Here is a 23,054-nt window from a genome sequence, read left to right as displayed (position 1 = left end):
TATGATAAGGGGAATCATAATGCAAACTAAACCGTTAAAAAACCGATTTATTAGATCCTTACCAGGAAGGGTCAGAATTCAAATCGATGGACTGAAACACAACATTAACATGGCGGAATGGATCTTAGATCAGTTTAGACAGATTGAAGGAATTAATAAGGTGGGTCCCTCTACAGATACCGGGAGAGCTCTCATTACTTATGATGAAACTAAAATCGCACTACATAATATTATCCAAATCATCGAGTCTGCAGAAGAACAATTCACCGGCGGTATTACTAATCATGTCAATGAAAAAGTGAATAATGAAGTAGCTACTACAGATGAAACGCCCGATAAGCAAGAATCTGCTAGCAAATCGACTAATTTGATGCTCGGAATAAATACCGATGATTCCCAATCCGCAGCCAATAACTTTGGGAAGCGAATAGAAGATCGAGTACCACTTCCGTTAACCCTCTCTGTCGTTGGATTAGGCATCATTGGTATCAAACAGCTATTTATGGGGCGATCAGCCTTGGCGAGAAGCCCTAGCCTTTATTATGTATCCGGATGTGTCTCTATATTGTCAGGATACCCTTTTCTTAAACGAGGCTTTCAGCAATTACTTGCCAACAAAAAGCTGAACCCTGATTTAATGCTTGGTGTTAGTACACTAGCGCTTGCTTTAGTTCGGGAAAATATTCTTGTATTGGCTGGGCTTAGCCTATTAAACTACCTTTCCTGGCAACGGAGCAGGGCAGCTCTGGGCCAACTTGATTCCGATAACAAAGAGCAGCACCTTTCAAAGGAAATCAGATCTTATAGTCACAAACAATCAAAATGGGGAATGATTCTCGGGGGTGCAACATGGGCATTAACCAGGAATCCAATACGGGGAATGGCAGTTCTGTTAGCAGCCAATCCAAAGCCTGCTCTAACATCTGCGGAATATGCGTGGGATCAAGCAGACCTCATTTCCAAGGAAAAAGGCTATCTCATTCCGGCTCGTGGATCATTGTCCCGGTTGTCCCAAACAAAAACAATCGTATTTGATGATACATCTAGAATATTTAAAACAGAAACAAAAGGGATACGCTGCATCTCCCACGAGGGAAATGATAGTCAATTATGGTGTTCTGTAGCTGCCCTAATGAAGAAAAGTGATCATTCATGGAAAGAAGAAGTAACAGAGAAGGCAGTGCAATCAGGTAGAACATTGCGGACTGCATTTGGCCTTGAAGTAGGCGAACAAGGAATAAAAGGTGATATTCAAGGTGTTACGTATTTTTTCGGAAGTAAAAGGTTTGTCCGGAAAAACGGAGTGGATTACAAGAAATACTACCTTAAGGCAAAAAAGCTGGTAAAAGAAGGCTTCACTGTACAATTCGTTGCTAAGGGCAATGAATGTATTGGGTTATTGATTGGACCAAGAGTTGAATTCACCGCTGAATATAAGGAAATAGCTGATTGGATATATGAGAACAAGTGGGAAGTTGGGGTCTTGCGAAATAGTTTAAACATTAGCCGTGAGACACTTGCAAACAGTGGTGTGGATGAAAGTTGGCTGTATGATTTTGGAACAGTTCGTTTGGAGGCTATACGGTCAAAAGGAGAAGAGGTTTTATACGTAACAGGGAGTGACAACCAACAAAGTGAAAACTTACAAATTCCAACCATTTCTTTCGAAAATATAAAAGATATTTGCAAGCCTGTAGAATATGCCAATCGAGTTAATAGGTTAGTGAATCAACATTTCCAAATGACTAAGGTGTGGAATTTTATTGGGGAATTCTTGGCCGTAGGGTCTGCTTTTACAGCACCTGTTATAGGCTTGATGGCAAACGCACTTTCATTAATATTATTATCAAGGACTAAACGATTGAGTGAAAAATCATTTACGCCCAAAGTAATGATGAGGAAAGACAGTCAGATAATTGAGCGTGTGGTATCTGCTAAAGAAAGTCTTTCCGAGATGGTGAATATTCCATGGCACACAATGGCCAAGGAAGAAGTATTGAATTTATTAAAAGTCAATGAACAAGAAGGATTAAATCAAAGCCAAGTAAAGGTGCTAAAAAATCAATACGGGATCAATCAGATTGATCCTAAACCACCAATGCCTTGGTATGTATCCTTCATGGGGCAATTTAAGGAATTCACGTCACTTATTCTGCTTGGAGCAGCAGCGTTATCTATCTTTTCCGGGGGTTTGTTCGATGGAATGGCGATGGGAATGATTCTCATTGGAAATGCCGTAATAGGGACACTTCAGGAGAGAAAAGCCGAAAAAGTTACAGAAGCTTTAAATCAATTCAGGCCTCCTAACTGTAAAGTGATACGAGAAGAAAAAGAAGCAGAAATATCAAGTACAGAACTTGTTCCAGGTGATATTGTTTGTCTTGAAGCCGGGGATCGTGTACCTGCAGATCTTCGTATCATTTATTCTTGGAACTTAGAAATTAACGAATCCACATTAACAGGGGAATCACTGCCTATTGAAAAGAATGCCGACGTTACACCACAAGACTGTCCTCTAGCTGAGCGGTCAAATATGCTGTATATGGGTACTTCAGTAACCAAGGGAAAGGCTCTTGGTCTTGTTGTGACAACGGGAATGCGTACAGAAATGGGCTACATGATTTCCCTGATGAAAGGCAGCGAAATAAAGGCCACTCCTCTGCAGCAAAAGGTGACATCCATTAGTAAAGCGTTTATTAAGGGAGCTTTTGCAGCAGGTGGAATTGTACTGATAGCCGGTGTACTAAGGGGCCTGCCAATTACGCAAATGATAGCGACTTCGATTACGCTTACGGCTTCAGCCGTCCCTGAAGGTCTTCCGATTATGATTACGATTGCCTTAAGTGCTGGTATTTTCCGTATGCAAAAGCAAAATGCACTCGTTCGCAAACTTTCAAGTTTAGAAACGCTTGGGCGAACAACCGTCATCTGTTCAGATAAAACGGGCACGCTCACAAAAAATGAAATGACGGTAAAAGTCATTGCTACACCTAATCGTTTATGGAACGTGACAGGGAATGGCTATGAACCTATTGGAACCATTGCTGAAATTTCGCATTTTGAAGTAGCGGCAGGCTTGGATATGAAAAAAAAGGATATCGGCTCTGCTACGAATGTAAATAATCCATTAGAGGATCCTGAATTGGCACGTATCCTTCAGATTGGTGTTCTCTGCAATAATAGTAAATTAGAAAAGGATGAGGGTCAGTGGATTCTTAAAGGTGATCCGACAGAGGGATCATTACTTAGCTTGGCTGGAAAAACGGAGGTATGGCAAAAGGATATGGTCTCATGGGAACGATGCTATGAGGAGCCGTTTGATTCCGAGACGAAAATCATGAGTGTTGTTTATAAACATTCGAATGTTGATCAAGATTATTACCGCCTTTCCAAGGGATCCGTAGAAGCAATTCTTGACCGATGTAACTGGTATCAAGAAAATGGTCACGTCTACCCATTATCTAATAAGGAAAAGCAAGTCATTTTACGGCAAAACGAGGGATTTGCTAATAACGCCCTTAGGGTATTAGCATTTGCATATAGTCGAAATCAAATGTGTCAAAATGAAATGAATAATGATGATTTAATCTTTGTTGGATTGGCAGGAATCATCGATCCGCCGAAACCGGAAGTGGAGAAAAGTATTCGTGAAGCTATTGAATTAGGCGTGAAGCCAGTAATGATTACGGGAGATCACCCGATTACTGCGATTGCTATCGCGAAACAAGTAGGTATTTGGAATAGTCAGGACAAAGTTTTGACAGGATCAGAAATCGATCATCTTACAGATGAAGATTTAAATGAAGTGGTAAAGGATACATCTATTTTTGCCCGTGTTACTCCTGCTCACAAATTGCGAATTGTAACTGCCTTTCAAAATCGCGGCCATATTGTTGCAATGACAGGGGACGGCGTCAATGATACACCAGCGATTAAAAAATCAAATGTTGGTATTGCGATGGGGCAAACAGGAACAGAAGTAACAAAAGAAGCAGCAGATTTTATTCTTAAAAAAGACCATTTTGGCTCAATCGTCGAAGGTGTAAAGGAAGGCAGAACAATCATCGGAAACATCCGTAAAGCAGTTGGATGTTTATTAACAGGTAATTTAGCAGAAGTACTTGTTACGAGCAGCGCTGTTATCGCCGGATTACCAATCCCGCTAGTTCCGATTCAAATTCTTTTGATGAACCTTATTACTGATGCTTTGCCTGCCATGATTTTGGCTGTCAACCCCGGAAATAAAACTAAGCAAACAAAACGACAAGATATTGTTGATAGAGAATTGTATAAAAAAGTTATTACACGTGGAGTTCTGCTTGGAACAGGTTCACTAACTCTGTTCGGTTTAGGTTTAGCAGCCGGGGTTCCCCTTGCTGTGGCACAGACATCAGCTTTCGCTGCATTAGTTGCAGGTCAGCTCATGCAGACTTTCTCCTGGAGACAGGAAGGATCAGAAGAAACTGTTCATGATTGGGCGAAAGACCGGTTTTTCGTCTCAGCATTAGGAGTTTCCTGGCTAGCCTTATTATCAGCTATATATTTTCCCCCATTAGCTCGGGTATTCCATACCGTTCCATTAACATTTACACAATGGATACCTGTCATATTTATAGCAGGAATTGTGTCTAGACTTTCAAAGTCTGTAATTCAATTATTTTCACATAAGACCGTCGATTCAGTACATCCAGTAATTAATGAATATGAACTATTAAAAACAGCATAAAGGAGTATGAATAAAATGATTCGTAGACTCATTATAGGCTCTGCTGTAGCAGCAGCTTCCGTCACTTTATTGCCCGTAGTTACTCATACACTACGTCCCCTCATTAAGAAAGGGGTAAGATGCGGTATATCTGCCATGGAAACAATCAAGGAGGAAGCGGAAGATATCATTGCTGAGGCTAAACTGGAAAGAATGCAGCAAGAAATGGAGAAAGAACTAATCGAAAACGATGAAGAGTTGGACGAAGGGGGAGGAAAGAGTTCAACTTTCTCATTCATTCCAGCAGCAAAAGATACATTTCTTCCAATTGTTGAGTCAGGTGTAAAAAGTGTTAAAACAACCATCGGAACAATTAAAGAAGAGATCGAAGACCTTATTGTTGAAGCGAAACTGGAAAGAGCGAAACAAGGAGCTGACAGCGAACTTTTCAATGAAATAAACAGTCAGGAGTTTTCCGATGAATTGGAAACAACGCTTGAAAAGGAGATTAACACCAAGGAGTAAAGGAGTGAGTCCCAAGATGGGTGAAAACAATACTGAAAAAAATATCGACTATCATTTGATAAAAGCCCTGGAACATTTCGAGCAGGCATTGGATCACAGCATCATAATGGTTTCAGAAGAACATATGACTCAAAAGGAAGTGTCCAAAAAGTGGGGCGTTTTCACGAGTGAGTTATTTAGTTTGATTCGAAATAAGGGAAGGGCCAATCGAATGAATGTAATGAAATGGTTTTCTCTAAGTAAATAAAACAAGAAAAGCGCTGGCCGCCTCAGGGCGCCACTTCCTGTGGCTTCGGCAGGCTCAGAACGCGACATCCTGTCGCTTCGCTTGCACTAGTACTTCCTGTACGTCGGTGGCATTAGGCCATCCTGGCCGTCGGAGCTAGACAGGGAAAAATTATCCACAGTTATAGAATTTTATATTACGCTCAATATAAAATATGTAAACTAGGGAGTGATTAAGAGTGTGGACTGCATGGATGATGATCATAGCACTTACAATTTCTTCAAGTATTGATAATCTCGGTGTAGGTATTTCATATGGGATACGCGGTATCCGCATAAGTCACTTATCCAATTTACTCATATCGGTCATTTGTTTTCTATTTAGTGTGGTAGGAGTTTACTTCGGCCTAATCCTAGCTAAGATTCTGCCAGGGGTACTGCCTATTGTGATTGGATCATTTTTATTGGTCGTCATTGGTCTTCGAATCATTTTATTGGCGGTTCCTCGGAAAAATCAAGCTTCCGTAGAAGGTGCCGAAATGGAAGTTGCTGCATCAGATGTAAAGGGCAAAATCAAAAATCCAATGGCTCTTGCAACATCTGGAAGAATTGGATTTGTTGAATCCATATTATTAGGTATTGGCCTTTCCGCAAATGCACTTACAAATGGAATCGGGGCAGGCTTGCTTGGCTTGAATCCCATCATAATATGTATAGCGGCTTCTGTCGGTAGTTTCGTAACAGTTTGGGGAGGAGTAGCTTTAGGAGCTAAAGTGGCAAATGTTCGAATAGGCAAGTTTACTGTAGGGCAGTTCGGTACACTGATAAGTGGTGCTTTACTATTAATCATCGCATTTGCCGCATTTCTGGATTAAGTTTCCTTTTTCAAACACATAAGTATTGATGTGTAAATAGAAAAATCCAATCAAACAAATTTTTGGTATATTTATTTACCAACTTTCGTACCTGAAAAATAAGTACTAATCGTTGGCTAGACTGAATCTTGAAGCTATCAATGTTGCTTGAAACCCTTGGTAAAGAAAATAAAAAAATACCCTCGTTCTTTGGTATAATAAGAGTGGTGGCATTTGGAAAATAGATAAAGAAAATTGCCGTTAGGTGTTACTTCGATGATTATGGAGAAGTATAACAATAAACCAAAGGTCCAAAAAGCATGTCAAACAATTGCAAGGCAGTTGTTTGACATGCTTTTTTTGTTGGGAATAAAGCGGCTTTCGAGGATCTTTCAGTTTTAGAGAATATCATACGATTGTGTTGCAACTTACTCAACACTTTTTAAAGGTTGAAATCCTAAGATTATACACTCCCATTTAACTTCATTCAGCAGAAGTCTCCCACTTCTGTAAGTGGTGAGATGAATGCGTATTGGTATTCCATTCAGTGGGGGTTCAAACCCCGGCTGAATAAAGTTAAGCCTCCGGCGGATGCCACAGATTTTCAGAGGAAATTTATCGAGCTTAAGCTCGATAAAATCTGGGCACAAATACGCCAAGGCGCATTTGATAGTTTATTCATTTTCTTCTTTTATAAAAATAATTCAAATGTTGTCTTTTTAAGTCTTTTATTATTCGGGGTGTATTTGAATCATATAAAGGATATATCTCCAACCTTTATACAGGAACAGACAAAACCTGTTTCATTTCCCTTATCTCCTTCCTGTGTTCCTCTTGGTTGTATTTCTTGCAGGTTTCTACGGTGCGCCTAATAAAATCGTTGACAAATTGACAACACGTTTGTATATTTCATATTAACATCTAATTCTAATAAATAGTTCTAGCTCAGGAAAGTGGAAAGGGCAGATTGTGCTCTCCAAACGTGGAAGATCCAGATTAAGACGCTTTCTTTACTTAGCCACAATGAGCCTAGTAATGAATAATCCTGAGTTTAAAGCCATCCATTCCCATAATGTGAAGGTAAAGAAGATGAAGAAAATGAAATCAATCATGAAACTGATAGGGAAGCTAGCAAGGATATTTGTAGGAATAGCACGACGAAACGAATCATACTGTCCAAGTAAAGTTCAAAAATCCATTCCCTTAACTGCATAAACCGAAGGTTCAAAGTTGAAGGTGTATCTTATAAACTAGTTAACTTTATTTTGAATGTTGTCATATTCGTAGGATTTCAAATATGTACGGAGTACCAGGTTTATTGAACAAAAGGGCATGATGACCCATCGTTTTAGCATAACTGGCCTTCACCCCTTGGATAGGCATGACGAAGGAATGAGAGGGCAATGGACCCGTTGAGACATGGGAGGGAAAGCCTCCAGGGGCTGCGTGGAGATGTACATAATATGGTAAAATATGGAGTGGTAGCTGACTCCTTTATTTCACTATGCCTTCACGGTTCCAAACAATCTGATCTCACATCCATTGCCCCAAAATCTTATTACTAGGGGTATGAAATCCTGCGAATAAGTGAGCATTTGAGAGATATTCGTATCAAACTGAGGGAGTTCAATAGTATTGCTAAAGTTATTATTAGATTATATGCAGGGAATATTTAGTATATTTTGAAAGGAAAATAAACATATGAAAAAAATATTATACACCAGTATTGCAGTTTCCGTAATGTTATTACTTATAACAGTTGGATATTTTTACAATCAATACAAGCTTGTTGAGAAAACAGTAGGTGAAATGCAGATTTCTTTTGATAAAGATAACAATAGTATTCGAGAAAAGGTCAAGAAGAGCGAATCTGTATTATTTTTATTATTAGGTATTGGTGATCGTCCTGGTGACCCTGGGAGAGCAGATTCTATTATGTGCATTTCGGTTAATCAAACTGATAAATCAATTTTAATGTTTAATATTCCGCGAGATACTAGAACAGAGATAATCGGGAAAGGGATTCAAGATAAAATAAACCATTCTTACGCATATGGCAGAACAGAAATGACGAAAAATACAGTCGAACATTTTTTAGGCCAATCGATTGATTATGTAGTTCAAATCAATATGCAAGGCATGAGGCAACTAGTCGATACATTTGACGGTATTGAAGTAGAAAATGCATTTGCTTTTAGTCAAGGAGATGAACTTGGACAACAAACATATCATTTTGATAAAGGATTAATTCAGTTAGATGGAGAAAGAGCACTACATTACAGTAGGATGAGGAAAAAAGATCCAAGAGGAGACCTAGGACGAAATGAGCGACAAAGACAAGTTTTGCAAGCACTTGTACAAAAAGCAACAGCCTTCTCATCTGTCTTAAAAATAAAAGAAGTAGTTGGTGTTTTGGGGGAAAATATAAAAACGAATATATCGTTTGAAGAGATGAAATTTTTTTATTCCCAGTTCGCTAAGGAATGGAAAAATTACGATATAGAAACGATGGAGATTAAAGGAAATGATAAAACAATAGATGGAATATATTATTACACCGTCTCAGACGAAGAGAGGGAAAATATAGCCGACAGACTTGAAGAACATTTGAATTCTGGATTTGTCAAAAAATAAGTCCGTCATTTTGTATTTTGCCTTTCATTATAATAGCTGAAATTTACATTATTTTAACCAATGAAGGAGAATCTTCTAACCGGATTGCGTTTCCTTTGTCGGCTTCTTTCCACAGGCGGACAGGAATAGGATCGTGTTGTTTTTGCGGCGTTAGAGTTGAAAGTGCCTGAATGTGTAACCGACGTATTGTAGTTTTTTAACTTCATTCAGCAGAAATCTCCCACTTCTATAAGTAGTGAGATGAATGCCTATTGGTATTCTATTTAGTGGGGTTAAAACCCCGGCTGAATAAAGTTAAAGTCTCTGGCGGATGCCATAGATTTTCAGAGGAGATTTATCGAGCGGAGCTCGGTAAAATCTGGGCGCAAATACGCCAAGGCGCAAATACGCCAAGGCGCATTTGATATTATAATATTTTTCTTAGTGGACCTCAAAAAGCGGTGATGATGGGCAAACGAGAATTAAATGTGTTGAATTTTTCACAACGTTTTTTTGATTAAACAAACAATTCTTTCAACACTTCTGCATAAGATACTCCAACAACAGTCCTCAAGTATGAGAATGAAGAAATTTTTAAAAATTAACGTATGGCATAGAAAATAATCGAAATCTTTTAGGGTGTTATTAGAACAATTAAGGAAGTGAAAGTACATGTTTTATTGTATTGTTTGTTCCAAACCTCACGATGAAATGATTGTCGAAAGTAAGGTGTTTGAGAAGGGATTTTATATAGATCCATTTTGGGGAGAAAAAATGCATTTAGGTATGTGTGGCAAGGACAATAATATGGAAATTATAAAAGATAAAATTACGCAAAATACAATACAGGAAAGTTTTCCTGAATTGGAAAAACTGGAGACACGACTCAATGTCTAACCGGTGCTAAAAAACCGAAGGGGTCTTTATTTAATGCGCCTAGAACACCTGTGACTTATAGTCGAGGGTGTTCTGGACGCACTCTGTCGCAAACGTGTGTTCACTTTATGAAAAAGAAGTGAAGAAGAAAAATAAGTCATAAAATTGAAAAAAGGGAATATCTGGCCTTAAATTATACAAGGTATCCGCTGCCTGACAAACCGGCAGGTTTGTTTGTTAAGGAGATGAAACAACGTTTTAACTTCATTCAGTTGAAATCTCCCACTTCTATAAGTGTGAGATGAATGCCTATTGGTATTCTATTTAGTGGGGTTAAAACCCCGGCTGAATAAAGTTAAAGTCTCTGGCGGATGCCATAGATTTTCAGAGGAGATTTTTTGAATAAAACCACTCACTACATTGTCAAGCGGTAAAATCGTTGTCGGCCACAACAAGGGGTGGAAAAACATTAGCAATATGGGCAAGGGCTTAAATAAGATCTTTGTGAAAATCCTTCTCTTAAAGGGAACCGAGTCTAGAGAGAGTTGTACAGCAATTTCCAATACATATTTGTTAATGCTGACCTGAATGCCGAAGTAAATACATTAAGAAAATATAACCACACACGCTCTTGAGATTGATTTTCATGCCATTGAGTAAACTTTGGAGTTGCAAACATAGACCGATCGTTAGTATCATCAAATGTTAAGGCAGGAACGTTATTCATAAAATCTGTATGATGCATTTTTATCATTTCAAGGCGGTCTATTTTTAAAATAAACAAATGAACTGCGTCTATTTATGCATTCCAATTTTCTTGAAATCAAAAAAGTCAATTTTCATGGTATGTATTAATTTTTACGTTTTATTGCTGTTTTGATTTGTCAATCTTCCAGCTAGTAACACACCTCCCACAATGAAAATTACAAGTCCCCAGTATAAGAAAAGATTGAGAAAGTAATCTTTTAAAAGTGGTTCCTTTACGATCATCCTTACCGCGGTCCAGGCAATTACGCCTCCTCCAATGTAGATAAAAATAACGATACGATCAACAAATGCTATAAACAGTCTACTTCCCCAAATCACAATAGGGATACTAATCATTAATCCTAAACACACCAATAAAAAACTTCCGTGTGAGGCGCCTGCTACGGCTAATACATTGTCAATACTTAAAACCATATCTGCCATGATAATTGATCGAATTGCTGCCCAAAAAGTATTCTTTACGATTATATTTTCTTCTTCTTGATGTTCCGTTAATGTTAAAAGTTTATAAGCAATCCAAATTAGTAATAAACCTCCAACTAGCAAAAGTCCGGGAATTTCAAGGAGCCAAACCGCTATTAAAGTAGCCAAAGTACGAATGGATACAGCCCCAATAGTCCCCCAAAAAATGGCTTTTTTCTGTTGCTTTTTTGGTAATGTCCTTGCAATTAGAGCAATTACAATGGCGTTATCTCCTGCCATAACTAAATCAATGATGACAATGGATACCAAGGCTGTAAAAAATTCAACTGAAAATAGTTCCAATGATTTCACCCCATCTTACCCTCATCTTATTTACAAAATATTTGAAACCTCCCTATATACACTCAATATAAGTCCATAATTCTGCCATCACCATAGGAAGGCCTTATAAATTAATGCTACGATATATTCTTATGCCTTGTTGACAAGCTATAACACCATAATTCTTTTGGATGTGTGTGTTAGCGCGTTATTCCTTGCCATCATTGACAAAACATCTAAAAATATTAAATATTCGAGTAATAAACAGCAACGAAACGAGGGAAGTGTTTCATTTTCCTCAACAAAATTTTAGGAGCAATACACTCTCAATATATTGGAATAAATAATTAACAACCGAGGGATTTAACTTCATTCAGCAGAAACCTCCCACTTCTGTAAATGGTGAGATGAAATGCCTATTGGTGTTCCATTCAGTGGGGGTTCAAACCCCGGCTGAATAAAGTCAAAGCCTCCAGCGGATGCCACAGATTTTCAGGGGAAATTTATCGAGCGGAGCTCGATAAAATCTGGGCGCAAATACACCAAGGCGCATTTGATTTTTTCATTGAGAAGGACATTGGATCGATGGAATCGGAGTGGATTAACAAAATTAAGAAGGAGTTTATATATGAGTCTACTTCGGAATGTGGATATCAGATTTAATACGCGGAATCCTTCCTGTTGTACTTGATGCTCTTATATTACTCTTTATTGGCCATCGATTCATTTTGTTGGCTGTTCCACATAATAATTAAACGTCAACTAAAATGAATAAATCGAAACGTGGAAGTATAATAAATGTCATGAATGATCCTACAAGTGCTGATAGATATTTCTAAAGTCTTTGGTTCTTGGCAATAAATAATGTAACGAATGGAATTGTAGCAGCCTACGATTGAAACGGCAGTTAAAAGGTTGAATTACTGCCACACTGCTTTGACCACGCTTCTCTAAAAATGCGTTTTTACAAAGGATTTTGCATGCTGATTTTGGGATGCTCTGATGGCTGCATATTTATGCTCAGCGATTTTTCATTAACGAAATCTCTTCGGAGATTGACAAACGCACCTGCGGCTACAGGCACTGGGAAAATGCCCTGAAATCAGGACCTGAACAAATCCTTGACTTTGATAAGATGTGTCTGGCTAAAACAGAAACAAAAAAATGAATGGCTTGCTATCTCAGTACCGACTGCAGCCTTATCGAGCGCTCGGATCTATGGCATGCGCTGGGATACTGAAATCTTCTTTAAGACGGTCAAATTCCTCTTGAACTCAAGAAAAGAGTTTCAAAGTCGGCATATGATGTGTTTATTAGTCATACAACCATTGTTATTGCTCGTCTTATAGTTTTCGCGTGACAAGTCAATGTACTTGATTGGGCTGTTGCTTTGCAGCAGTTAATCGAGCTTCTTCAGTTACCTTGAAACATAAGAACAAGAGAAGCAAAAATTTCATTTAAAGTCAATTTGAGCAGAGGGTCAACAGCCTTCCCAGCTATTTTAAGGCTTATTTGCCGATTTCATTTTGCGGAAGTCGAGTAAAGATGATGATGTCACTTTGATATTTTTGAATCGTAATGTTGACAAATAACCAACAAAAATGTACCTTAATAAATGTAACCTGTTCCGGATAAACAAGCTCAACCTAATAAAGCTAATAATCTGAAATAGGGTGAATTTTGATGAAAGGGTATAAACCTAAAAATAAGCGAAGAACGGTTAAGGTTATTTTTGCTTTAAATTGAAGGTAAAGGAGCATGGTCGACGGCATTTGGTATTACATTGTCTCCGAAGAAGACCAATTAAAAATTCAGACGCGATTAAAAGAACATTTGGAATGTAAGCTGGTGTTTATCTAACTTTGAACTGAAACAATAATCATAAAATAAATTGGGAAGGAGAAGGGAAATGTCCAAGGAAGGAAAAGATAATAAACTTGGTCTGTTGTTAAGGCGGTTATTGAAAGAGCGTTTATTATCGATGCGGAAATTTAGCGAAATGACCGGGATTGATACGGCGACAATATCACGGATTATTAACGGGAAACGTAAAGCAAATCTGCAACACTTGGAGAAATTTGCTGATTGCCTGGAAATTCCGATGGCTGAGCTATTTGAAGCGGCGGGTTATCCGGTCGAGCAAAAGCCAGAAGAAACCCATTCAGATATTCATAGGTCTGTTGAAGTAATTCAAGATTTTCTTAAGTCCTCTGATTTATATGATCAGAAGTTTACGATTGATCAGGTTGATCAAAAAATAACTAATTATGGTCATTACTCGCAAACAGAAGAAGGGCAGGAAACTATTCTTAATGGTTTTGAGGAGAAGCTACAAAAAGTTGGTAGCATTGGTCCTTTTATCAACCATCTGAAGGAATTATTTGAGAGATTTCGGAAAAGGCAGGGTACTCATTATGAACTCGCCTTAATTGGTGGTGCCTTGTTATATTTTATTATACCAGTGGATGTTATTCCGGATTATATCTTTCCGATCGGCTACTTAGATGACGCTATTGCTGTACAAATAGTTTTAAATTTACTTATAAAAGGATAGACAGCTTAAAAGTTAGTGGAGCTGTATGGTCAGGTGGTGCTTTTTATGAGGAGAAATAGAGAGAAAAAGAATTCTAAACGAACATGGATAAGAAATATTTTGCTGTTTTTTACATTTTTACTATTAATAGTTGGCGCATATAGTATTATTCAATATAATAAAGGGCTTTCTGTTGCAAAGGACGGCCCTTATAAAGATGATGGTTCAACCTTTGATCCTTTTAATGGACCGGAACCGCAATTTGGAGAGATTAATATTCTATTAATTGGCAGTGACACCAGAGGGGAGGACCGAGGGAATTCGGACACCCTTATGATCGCCCATTATGATCAGAAAAGCCATGATATCAAGCTTGCTTCTATTATGCGAGATACCTATGTAGATATTCCCGACCACGGAATGCAAAAAATAAATGCGGCATTCGCTTTTGGCGGTCCAGAATTATTGAGGCAAACGATTAAGCAGAATTTTGATATTGATATTCATTATTATGCAGTCGTTGGTTTTGAGGGGTTCTCGAAAATAGTAGATGTCCTTGCTCCCAACGGGATAGAAGTTGATATTCCATACGAAATGTCATATGGGATTGGCATAACCTTACAGCCGGGTAAACATATCTTGCATGGAGAGGAGCTCCTAGGCTATGTTCGCTTTCGCCATGATCGATTGAGTGATTTTGGGAGAGTGGATCGTCAGCAGGAAGTTATGTCCAAGTTGAAAGACGAAGCTGTCAGCATCCATAGTTTAGTAAATTTGCCTAAGATGCTTGGGATTGCAGATCCATATATTGATACGAATGTGGATAATAATACAATTCTATCGATTGGAAAAGGCTTAATTGCAGGAAAGTCCAAACAGATGGAGACAATAAGAATACCAGTCCAAGATTCCTTTGTGAATGAGCAGGCGGATGTTGGAGCAGTTCTTAGTATTGATTTTGATAAAAATAAACAAGCCTTAAAAGAGTTTTTAACAAGTTCCAAAAATGATAAAGTTGCAGTTGAATAATCATCATTCACATTAGAATTCCATTCAGATTGTTGCTTTAATGTCAATTAAATAATAAAGTGTTGACAATATTTGTTTTCATGCTAGTATTGGATTTGCGTTCAAAAAACAATTAAACATACCTCGTTAGGTGAGGCTCCTATATGGAGACACGCTGCTGCCCAGAAACGTCGAAAGACACCAATGGGTCAACAGAAACCATCGACATAAGGTGGTTTTTAACGTAGCTGGATGGACATTTCATCCTATGCCATATAGTGCTAAAGCTCAACGAATAGAGGCTTATTCAGGCATGTATTTTATTTCCATGTGTTTAAAACACCCTCTTTCGTTGAGGGTGTTTTTTGCGTCTTATGGAGGTGATGGGAATGGATAGTTCTCCTGAATCGGAATCGATGGAGCGAAAAACAGGAATAAAACGACATAGAGAGTTCACTTTCCTTCATCAAGGGCAGAAGTGGACTTCATAAGGAGGTCCAACAACATGGAAAAGAACCAAAATAATATGTTTAAAGGAAAAACTTGGAAAGTTAATGAGTGAAGAATTATGTACGGTCGATGAAGCCCTTTTTTATGTAAGGAAAAACGTTAGAAATAAAAGGAATACATTATTTGTATATTATTAATCAATTTTATCATTTTAAAAGGGCCCTTTCTATTCGGGAGTTGCTCAGCGCTGCCGGCAATGAACTGATTAGGGATATTAAGGTGTCAGATGTAACTTCACTTTCAACGGGGGTGGATCAGGAAAAAGCCGCAAATATATTTAGAGATTCTGACTTGGTTACTATTCCGGCTGTAAATCAACAGAATCAGCTTGTAGGCGTTGTTCACGTTGAAGACATTTTAGATGTCATGCAAAAAGAAGCAACTGAAGATTTCCATAAAATGGCGCCTGTGACTTCATTGGAAACTAGCTTAAAAGATGCGAGCATATTTACACTATATCGCAAACGGATCGCTTGGCCGGTCGTCCTTGTTTTTATGAATATTTTTTTCGGTGCAGGTATTGCACACTTTGAAGATGTTATCGAGTCTACGATCGCTTTAGTCTTCTTTCTGCCATTGTTAGTCGACAGTGGCGGTAATGCGGGTTCCAGGCGTCCACCCTCATGATCAGAGCAATGGCGGTAGGTGATATAAAATTAAAAGACTGGTTAGCTTTTTACAAAAGAAATCTCAGTATCTTTGTGTCTAGGATTGACAATTGGGATAGCTGTTTCTATAATCGGCATTTTCAGAGCGGATTTGATATCGCAGTCGTTATTTCGCTGACAATGGTTTTAATCGTTATGGTTGGCAGCCTAATTGGCATGTCATTACCGTTTATTTTTAGAAAAATGAGGCTCGACCCTGCAACTGCAAGTGCACCGCTAATTACATCCGTTGCAGATATTGTCGGGGTATTGATTTACTTCTCAATTGCATCCTGGTATTTAGATCTTTAATACTTTTTTTCTCGTGAAAGCACTGTGTAGAGTGTCTTTCTCAAAGAAGGTGACAAAAATGACACATATAGAATTAATCTTGAAACTTTCATTAGCATTATTGTTCGGACTATTGATCGGTGTTGACCGTCAACTCAAACACAAACCGCTTGGATTAAAAACTTGTATGATCATCTGCGTTGCCAGCTGCCTCGTAACGATAGTATCCATCGAGTCCTTTCATCGCTTTGCAACGCCTGTTTTTCGAAACATGGATCCGATGAGACTATCAGCTCAGATCGTCAGCGGAGTGGGCTTTTTGGGAGCTGGTGTGATATTAAGAAGGAAAAACGATGTGATTTCAGGTTTAACTAGCGCAGCGTTAATTTGGGCGGCTTCGGGTCTTGGAATTGCAGTCGGTGTGGGACTTTACATGGAAGCATTTTATGCTGTTGTTTTATTTATTCTATCCATCAACCTATTTCCGACTATAATAAAAAAAATTGGACCAAAGCGATTGAGGCTACGGGATGTCTCAGTACAAGTGGTCATGAGCCCGAATTCAAAAATGACCGAACTGTTAAAAACGATCGAAGGTAAATCAAAAGTGTTTACACAAAATAAGATACGTCAATTGATTGTACGGAATGTCAAAATTAAAGATGTCGAGAACGGAAACCAACAAATAAAGTTATTGCTGTCTGCCCCAGAGGGACAATATACAACGGAAATTTATTATCTATTAAAAAAAATTGATCATGTAATAAGTGTGGAGGTTGAACATTTATGAACACTTGTTAGCAAAGTAGGTGAAAATCATGTTAACGATAAAAAAATGGGAAGAATATACTTACTACTTATTCTTATATTTAAAAAACGGAGACAATCAGCGGTTTCGTTCCGATTTTTTTAAGTTGCACACCAATAATCAAATAGATTTTTTCAACATGCTGAATGAGCCAAATCGTCAATTGTTTTATCATTTAGTCCGTCCAGAAGAATTCGCACCTATTTTTTCAAAACTGGAAGCATCTGAACAAAAATTGATCATAGAAGAGCTGGAAGAAAAATATGCTCTGAAAACCATTGAATTTTTACCTACAGATGAAGTTGTAGATTTTCTTAGTGAGTTGCCCAAAGAAATGAGTGACTATTATCTAGAGTGCATGGATGTCAGAGAGTCAGAAAGAATCATAGTACATCTTAAATACAAACAGGGTACAGCAGGGGCGATCATGACAACCGAATATGTAACCGTAAATCCGGATGAAACGGTTGGTGAGGTTTTTAGACGGTTAAAAATACAAGGTAAAGATGCTGAAACGATTTATTATGTGTACGTTGTTGAAGGAGATAATCGACTGGTCGGAGTCATCTCGTTACGTGAACTGGTTGTGAACGATACAGACATTACAATGCAATCAGTGATGAAAGACCAGATTATTTCGGTAAGGACGTATACACAACAGGAGGTCGTGATTAAAATTATTAAGGATTACGACTTGCTAGCTTTACCGGTTGTGACCTTAGAAAATCAACTCCTTGGAATCATTACAATCGATGATATTATAGATGCTTATAATGAAGAAACAGATGAAGACTTTGGAAAAATGGCAGCCATAAGCGGAGCGATTGATTTGAATGTTTCTGCCCATTCCGTCATAAAAATTCGTCTACGGCCGTTAATCTTTCTATTCGTATTAGGATTGATTCCTGCTGTTATTATCTTGAGCATGCCAAAGTTCCTGGAACAAATCGCCTTAACAGCAATTTTCATCCCGCTTATTACGGGAATGGCCGGGAATACAGGTACGCAATCTTTAGCTGTCATTTTAAGGGGATTATCGAAAGGGAAAATAAACAAAGAAAGCTTCGTTAAGCTGCTGAAAAGGGAGTTATTAACCGCAGCTTCTGTAGCTGTAATATGCGGGGCGGTATCAGCTATCATAGGATATGCATTAGCTGAGAAAAATATCTTGATGGGAATGATTGTCGGATCGTCAACAGCTATAAGCCTCTTCATATGTACAATGGCTGGTTTGTTCATCCCTTATGCAGCATATAAAATGAAGATGAATCTGGCAATCATTTCCGGTCCGTTCATTGCGGCAATAAGCGATATTATTGCCGTCATTATTTATATTGCTTTCATATGCATTTTATTGTAATACTCATGTCTCTCTTATCACAAGACGATACTTCTTTTGATAATAGTCTTGTGTCACTCTGTCGGGCGACAAGTCATGAAATGTCTAAGACTGAAGTATTATAAACAGCTTTGATTATTATTATCAATCCCTGATATTATCCGCTAGGAGATTGCCGAAAGAGTACCGGGAAAAAATTAACACCTTAATGACTTGAGTATTCAATCAGAACTGCCAGCAGTCTTATGAGCTGCACCTCCAACTATTAGACTTGTATCTACAATTGAGGTGCAACTCATCTATAATAAAAAACTACCTGTTCCCATACCGCTTTTGCGATAGAGAACAGGCTTTTTAGTTTTTGAGCATACGCAGTCCATTCAAAATAACGATTAATGTACTGCCTTCGTGTCCAATCACACTTAGTGGCAGATTGACAATCTGCAGGAAATTTGAAGCAATCAATACCAAGATCACAGCAATCGAAAGTACGATGTTCTGTTTAATGATCCGGTTCATCTTTTGTGAGCGCGCAATCGCTTCAGGGATCCGTTTCAAATCATTCTTCATTAACACAACATCTGCCGTTTCAAGCGCTATGTCTGTTCCACCACCCATTGCAATACCGATATCAGCAGTAGCAAGAGCTGGAGCATCATTGATGCCATCTCCCGTCATTGCGACAGGACCATAAGCATCTCTTAATTTCTTGATTTCAACCAGCTTTTCTTCAGGTAGTGTATTTGCCAGGAAGAAATCCAACTCTGCCTCTTTGGCAATGGCACTCGCAGCACCTACACCATCCCCGGTAATCATGATGGTATGAAGGCCAAGCTCTTTTATTTTTTTGACAGTTTCTTTCGCTTCATCCCTTATAACATCTTTGAAAGTGATAATCCCAGCAAATTGATTATCGTACCCTGCAAAAATAATAGATTTTCCTTCTTTTTCAAGCTGGGCAGCTTTTTCTGCAAAAAAAGAATCCTGATTTCCTGTAACGAATGAAGCTTTACCAAGTTTCCATTTCTTTCCGTTAACAAAAGCAGATACTCCTTGTCCGGGGAAATCATCAAGGTTTTCAACGGGAAGTATTGAGATATTTTTATTTTCAGAATAACGGACAATGGCAGATGCAAGCGGATGGGTCGACAGCCGTTCGATGGAGGCTGCTGCTTGTAAGAAGTGTCCCTCATCCATATCTTCCCTGACGATGACATCAGCGACTTCATGTTTCCCTTTAGTGAGCGTACCCGTCTTGTCAAAAGCAATCGCTTTTAATCCTGCTAACATCTCCAGGTGGTTCCCGCCTTTAACCAATATGCCTTTTTTTGCCGATGAGGCAATGGCGGACAAGGTGGCAGGCATAATAGAAGCGACTAACGCACAAGGGGAAGCTACAACGAGTAGGACCAAGGCACGGTATAGTGTCTCTCTCCAATCCCAGCCAAATATGTAATGGGGAAGAAATAGCATCAGGACAAAAACAATTAAAACAATTCTCACGTAGGTCCCTTCAAATTTTTCAATGAACTGCTGAGTGGGGGACTTTTCATTTTTTGCGGCTTCAACTAGTTCGATGATCCTTTGGAAGAGCGTATCTTTTTGTTCCTTTGCCACTTTAACAGTCAGAGCTCCATTTACATTTACAGTTCCCGCAAAAACCATATCTCCCCTTTGTTTTCCAATTGGAACCGACTCACCTGAAATGGCCGCTTCATCAACAGATGAATGCCCTTCTTCAATCATTCCATCAACAGGTATCCTCTCCCCGGGTCGCACGGATATTATATCGCCAATCCTCAAATCTGCTACGGGTACAATTCTCTCTCCGTCATCGGTCACTAATACGGCCACATTTGGCTGCAATTTCACAAGTGAAGATAATTCCTTTTGGCTTTTGTTCATGGCATATGTCTCCAAGGCCCCGCTCAATGCAAATATAAAGATCAAAATGGCGCCTTCAGCCCAAAAGCCGATGATCACAGATCCGACAGCTGCCATAATCATTAAAATTTCCACGCTCAGTTTTTTGTTTTGAACTAGTTCCGTCAATCCTTCTTTGGCTTTATAAAATCCCCCGATCAAAAAAGCCGGTATAAAAAAGAACGTGGATAAGGATGGTATTAAAAAGCCGGCTGCTATGAGGATGCCGCTAATTACAGCAGCAATCAATTCGCCATGTTTTGCAAAAAAAGCGGTGTCTTTTTCAGTCTTTGTGTAATTTGGCATTCATTCAGCTCCTTTCTGAAAAAAGATTTTACTTATTTATATTAATTATAACTTATTTAAAGAGTAACAACACGAAAAGACCATGATTGGCTTTCATTCGAAATTATTTGATGAAATGAATAAGATGTCAGTATATAACATTTGATAATAATTATCATTAACAAATAGAGGGTAATACTAATAATCTAATTAATACAGGGATAATACCAATAATCATTCTCAATTAGATTAAAATATTCTCATTTAAGTGTTGACTTCGTGGAACTTTTTTAATATGATATCTATATAATAATTATTATAAATTGGGTGGTGTAAACTACCTTATTTCCAGGAGGTGCAAATGTATGAGTCTTGAAATTCAAACAGTCGAAAGTCAACATGATTTTCAAAAAATAGATTTTTTCGAAAAAGTGAAAGTTAATGGAGAACTGATTGCAGCCATTGTCAGTGGATTTTTCATTTTATTTGGATGGATTCTTGAAAAAAGCGGAATGGACATCGCTTCCGTTGTTTTTTATTTGCTAGCATTTGGAATCGGTGGTTTCGCTAAAGCAAAAGAAGGATTGGAAGAAACAATTAAACATAAAAAGTTGAATGTAGAATTATTGATGATTCTTGCAGCGATTGGATCAGCCATTATTGGTTATTGGACTGAGGGGGCCATCTTGATTTTTATTTTTGCATTGAGTGGAGCATTGGAAACATATACGATGAATAAAAGCCATCGGGAGATCTCTTCATTAATGGAGATTCAGCCAGAAGAGGCATGGCTTTGGACGAATGGTGAAATAGAACGAGTTCATGTTTCGGAACTGGATGTTGGGGACTTGATTCTGATCAAGCCAGGTGAAAGAGTTCCTTCAGACGGTCAAATCGTCCGAGGCAACACTAGCCTGGATGAAGCTGCTATTACAGGAGAATCTTTGCCCGTTTCAAAGGGGGCTGAGGACGAAGTCTACGCTGGAACTCTGAACATCAATGGTTCCATTACAGTTCGGGTGACAAAACATAATGAGGACACCTTATTTCAAAAAATTATCCAACTTGTTCAGTCGGCTCAAAGTGAAAAGTCTCCTTCGCAGCTTTTTATAGAGCGCTTTGAAAGTAAATATGTCAATGTTGTTTTGATTGTCGTTTTTCTCATGTTGTTTGTGCCGCACTTTGCTCTTGGGTGGAGCTGGAACGAAACGTTTTACAGAGCGATGATCTTGTTGGTGGTTGCGTCTCCCTGTGCCCTTGTAGCGTCCATTATGCCGGCAACTCTATCTGCTATTTCAAATGGGGCAAGGAAAGGCGTTCTGTATAAAGGTGGAGTCCATTTGGAGCAATTGAGTGATATCAAGGCGATTGCCTTTGATAAAACTGGCACTTTGACAAAAGGAAAACCTGAAGTTGCAAATGTTATCACACGTGAAGGCGAAAACAGTGACCAAGTCCTATTAACTGTAGCTTCCATAGAAAAACATTCCAACCATCCCCTTGCAAATGCGATTGTTAAATATGCACAAAATAAATTAACCGATCCATTTATTAATCTAGAATCGGTAGAAGATGTTGCAGGCAGGGGAGTAAAGGCTGTAATGAACAATGAAAGCTGGAGAATTGGAAAAGAAGAATTTATTAAAATCAAGGCGTCAGATCAGGTTTTAGTAAACAGTGCAAAAGAGCTAGCCAATGAAGGTAAGACCGTAGTCTATGTCCAAAAAAACGATGAATTAGTTGCAGTTATTGCATTAAAAGATATGGTGAGACAAGAATCGATGAAAGCTGTCGACGAATTGAAAAAACAAGGGCTTTTCACGGTGATGGTGACGGGCGATAATGAAAAAACCGCGCAAGTAATTGCTTCGGAAAGTCATGTACAGGATTTTATAGCGGATTGTTTGCCCGAAAACAAAGTTGCCCATCTGAAAGAATTGCAGGAGAAATATGGATCGGTTGCGATGGTGGGTGATGGAATCAACGATGCCCCTGCATTAGCGACGTCAAATGTAGGTATTTCAGTAGGAGACGGTACGGATGTCGCACTTGAAACAGCAGATATGATCCTAATGAAAAATGATTTACTGCGTATACCGGAAGCGATACGTTTATCGAGAAGAATGAATAGAATCATCAAGCAAAACATTTTCTTTTCAATAAGTATCATTGCTTTGCTGATTTTATCAAACTTCTCCCAAGTTATTGATTTGCCTCTAGGGGTGATTGGACATGAAGGAAGTACAATTCTTGTTATTTTAAATAGCTTGAGACTTTTAAAATAAGGTGTTGAGCTTGGACAAATACTAATTGATATTAATACAAATCGTGAAAATAAAACCGCATGAAATCAAGGTTAATACATTTGATTTCATGCGGATTATTATTTTTATAGGGTTT

At 38.4% G+C, this 23,054-nt stretch carries 17 protein-coding genes, 2 pseudogenes and 1 riboswitch; of the genes and pseudogenes, 17 read left to right on the top strand and 2 right to left on the bottom strand.

What is annotated here, in order from left to right:
- Window positions 1-19: 19 nt before the first annotated feature.
- The 9 genes and pseudogenes from D5F11_RS20195 (at window position 20) to D5F11_RS20160 (ending at window position 9,819) form a co-directional block, all read left to right on the top strand.
- Window positions 20-4,726: a cation-translocating P-type ATPase gene (locus tag D5F11_RS20195; RefSeq protein WP_120119248.1), complete on the top strand. Its 4,707-nt coding sequence runs from the start codon at window positions 20-22 to the stop codon at window positions 4,724-4,726.
- Between the two features lie 15 nt (window positions 4,727-4,741).
- Window positions 4,742-5,230 (top strand): hypothetical protein, encoded by a 489-nt coding sequence (locus D5F11_RS20190; protein WP_120119249.1) that lies wholly within the window; start codon window positions 4,742-4,744, stop codon window positions 5,228-5,230.
- Window positions 5,231-5,246: 16 nt separating this feature from the next.
- Complete coding sequence (locus D5F11_RS20185) at window positions 5,247-5,477, top strand: hypothetical protein (RefSeq protein WP_120119250.1); 231 nt, start codon at window positions 5,247-5,249, stop codon at window positions 5,475-5,477.
- Window positions 5,478-5,712: 235 nt separating this feature from the next.
- Window positions 5,713-6,330, top strand: coding sequence for a sporulation membrane protein YtaF (gene ytaF, locus D5F11_RS20180; protein WP_120119254.1), 618 nt, complete (start codon window positions 5,713-5,715; stop codon window positions 6,328-6,330).
- A gap of 500 nt (window positions 6,331-6,830) precedes the next feature.
- Window positions 6,831-7,181 (top strand): hypothetical protein, encoded by a 351-nt coding sequence (locus D5F11_RS20175; protein ID WP_120119251.1) that lies wholly within the window; start codon window positions 6,831-6,833, stop codon window positions 7,179-7,181.
- 67 nt (window positions 7,182-7,248) lie between these two features.
- A pseudogene (locus tag D5F11_RS20170) lies at window positions 7,249-7,524 on the top strand (transposase); the annotation flags it as partial.
- A gap of 486 nt (window positions 7,525-8,010) precedes the next feature.
- Window positions 8,011-8,943, top strand: a complete 933-nt coding sequence (locus D5F11_RS20165) for an LCP family glycopolymer transferase (RefSeq protein WP_120119252.1) — start codon at window positions 8,011-8,013, stop codon at window positions 8,941-8,943.
- 251 nt (window positions 8,944-9,194) lie between these two features.
- Window positions 9,195-9,347 (top strand): hypothetical protein, encoded by a 153-nt coding sequence (locus D5F11_RS26800; protein ID WP_185830812.1) that lies wholly within the window; start codon window positions 9,195-9,197, stop codon window positions 9,345-9,347.
- Between the two features lie 247 nt (window positions 9,348-9,594).
- On the top strand, window positions 9,595-9,819 hold the full coding sequence (locus D5F11_RS20160; protein WP_120119635.1) for a DUF3973 domain-containing protein: 225 nt from the start codon (window positions 9,595-9,597) through the stop codon (window positions 9,817-9,819).
- Between the two features lie 837 nt (window positions 9,820-10,656).
- Here D5F11_RS20160 and D5F11_RS20155 read toward each other — a convergent pair.
- Window positions 10,657-11,331, bottom strand: coding sequence for a TerC family protein (locus D5F11_RS20155; protein WP_120118640.1), 675 nt, complete (start codon window positions 11,329-11,331; stop codon window positions 10,657-10,659).
- A gap of 890 nt (window positions 11,332-12,221) precedes the next feature.
- Between D5F11_RS20155 and D5F11_RS28225 the strand changes: the two are divergent.
- The 7 genes and pseudogenes from D5F11_RS28225 to mgtE form a co-directional block, all read left to right on the top strand.
- A pseudogene (locus D5F11_RS28225) lies at window positions 12,222-12,873 on the top strand (hypothetical protein); the annotation flags it as partial.
- A gap of 346 nt (window positions 12,874-13,219) precedes the next feature.
- Complete coding sequence (locus tag D5F11_RS20150) at window positions 13,220-13,864, top strand: DUF1232 domain-containing protein (protein ID WP_120118639.1); 645 nt, start codon at window positions 13,220-13,222, stop codon at window positions 13,862-13,864.
- Window positions 13,865-13,909: 45 nt separating this feature from the next.
- Entirely contained in the window at window positions 13,910-14,872 is a 963-nt protein-coding gene (locus D5F11_RS20145) for an LCP family protein (protein ID WP_120118638.1), read from the top strand.
- Window positions 14,873-14,987: 115 nt separating this feature from the next.
- Window positions 14,988-15,159: riboswitch (M-box (ykoK) riboswitch) on the top strand.
- Window positions 15,160-15,484: 325 nt separating this feature from the next.
- Window positions 15,485-15,988, top strand: a complete 504-nt coding sequence (locus D5F11_RS20140; RefSeq protein WP_120118637.1) for a CBS domain-containing protein — start codon at window positions 15,485-15,487, stop codon at window positions 15,986-15,988.
- Window positions 15,985-16,320 carry a magnesium transporter gene (locus D5F11_RS20135; RefSeq protein WP_120118636.1) on the top strand — a complete coding sequence of 112 codons (336 nt, stop codon included), beginning with the start codon at window positions 15,985-15,987 and terminating at the stop codon, window positions 16,318-16,320. The genes D5F11_RS20140 and D5F11_RS20135 overlap by 4 nt, the downstream gene beginning before the upstream one ends.
- A 58-nt stretch (window positions 16,321-16,378) precedes the next feature.
- On the top strand, window positions 16,379-17,089 hold the full coding sequence (locus D5F11_RS20130) for an MgtC/SapB family protein (protein ID WP_120118635.1): 711 nt from the start codon (window positions 16,379-16,381) through the stop codon (window positions 17,087-17,089).
- 28 nt (window positions 17,090-17,117) lie between these two features.
- Window positions 17,118-18,467: a magnesium transporter gene (gene mgtE / locus D5F11_RS20125; RefSeq protein WP_120118634.1), complete on the top strand. Its 1,350-nt coding sequence runs from the start codon at window positions 17,118-17,120 to the stop codon at window positions 18,465-18,467.
- A 333-nt stretch (window positions 18,468-18,800) separates the two neighbouring features.
- Here mgtE and D5F11_RS20120 read toward each other — a convergent pair whose 3' ends face one another.
- A complete protein-coding gene (locus D5F11_RS20120) occupies window positions 18,801-20,675 on the bottom strand; it encodes a heavy metal translocating P-type ATPase (RefSeq protein WP_120118633.1) in 1,875 nt (624 codons plus the stop codon).
- 344 nt (window positions 20,676-21,019) lie between these two features.
- Between D5F11_RS20120 and D5F11_RS20115 the strand changes: the two genes are divergently transcribed.
- The gene (locus D5F11_RS20115; protein WP_120118632.1) at window positions 21,020-22,939 is read left to right on the top strand and encodes a heavy metal translocating P-type ATPase; all 1,920 of its coding nucleotides are present in this window, start codon (window positions 21,020-21,022) and stop codon (window positions 22,937-22,939) included.
- The last annotated feature ends 115 nt before the right edge of the window (window positions 22,940-23,054 follow it).

It is taken from the genome of Siminovitchia terrae (assembly GCF_003605405.2).
In the GTDB taxonomy this organism is placed as follows: Bacteria; Bacillota; Bacilli; order Bacillales; family Bacillaceae_C; genus Siminovitchia; species Siminovitchia terrae.
The sequence above is the reverse complement of the archived record's forward strand: the minus strand, read 5'-3'. Positions and strand labels throughout refer to the sequence as shown.

Bases quoted from the DNA above. Each gene is read 5' to 3' on its own strand.
- D5F11_RS20135 (WP_120118636.1), top strand. From the start codon at position 15,985: ATGATCAGAGCAATGGCGGTAGGTGATATAAAATTAAAAGACTGGTTA.
- D5F11_RS20145 (WP_120118638.1), top strand. From the start codon at position 13,910: ATGAGGAGAAATAGAGAGAAAAAGAATTCTAAACGAACATGGATAAGA.
- D5F11_RS20115 (WP_120118632.1), top strand. From the start codon at position 21,020: ATGAGTCTTGAAATTCAAACAGTCGAAAGTCAACATGATTTTCAAAAA.
- D5F11_RS20150 (WP_120118639.1), top strand. From the start codon at position 13,220: ATGTCCAAGGAAGGAAAAGATAATAAACTTGGTCTGTTGTTAAGGCGG.
- D5F11_RS20185 (WP_120119250.1), top strand. From the start codon at position 5,247: ATGGGTGAAAACAATACTGAAAAAAATATCGACTATCATTTGATAAAA.
- D5F11_RS20160 (WP_120119635.1), top strand. From the start codon at position 9,595: ATGTTTTATTGTATTGTTTGTTCCAAACCTCACGATGAAATGATTGTC.
- D5F11_RS20165 (WP_120119252.1), top strand. From the start codon at position 8,011: ATGAAAAAAATATTATACACCAGTATTGCAGTTTCCGTAATGTTATTA.
- D5F11_RS20175 (WP_120119251.1), top strand. From the start codon at position 6,831: ATGAATGCGTATTGGTATTCCATTCAGTGGGGGTTCAAACCCCGGCTG.
- ytaF (WP_120119254.1), top strand. From the start codon at position 5,713: ATGATCATAGCACTTACAATTTCTTCAAGTATTGATAATCTCGGTGTA.
- D5F11_RS20130 (WP_120118635.1), top strand. From the start codon at position 16,379: ATGACACATATAGAATTAATCTTGAAACTTTCATTAGCATTATTGTTC.
- D5F11_RS20120 (WP_120118633.1), bottom strand. From the start codon at position 20,675: ATGCCAAATTACACAAAGACTGAAAAAGACACCGCTTTTTTTGCAAAA.
- mgtE (WP_120118634.1), top strand. From the start codon at position 17,118: ATGTTAACGATAAAAAAATGGGAAGAATATACTTACTACTTATTCTTA.
- D5F11_RS20190 (WP_120119249.1), top strand. From the start codon at position 4,742: ATGATTCGTAGACTCATTATAGGCTCTGCTGTAGCAGCAGCTTCCGTC.
- D5F11_RS20195 (WP_120119248.1), top strand. From the start codon at position 20: ATGCAAACTAAACCGTTAAAAAACCGATTTATTAGATCCTTACCAGGA.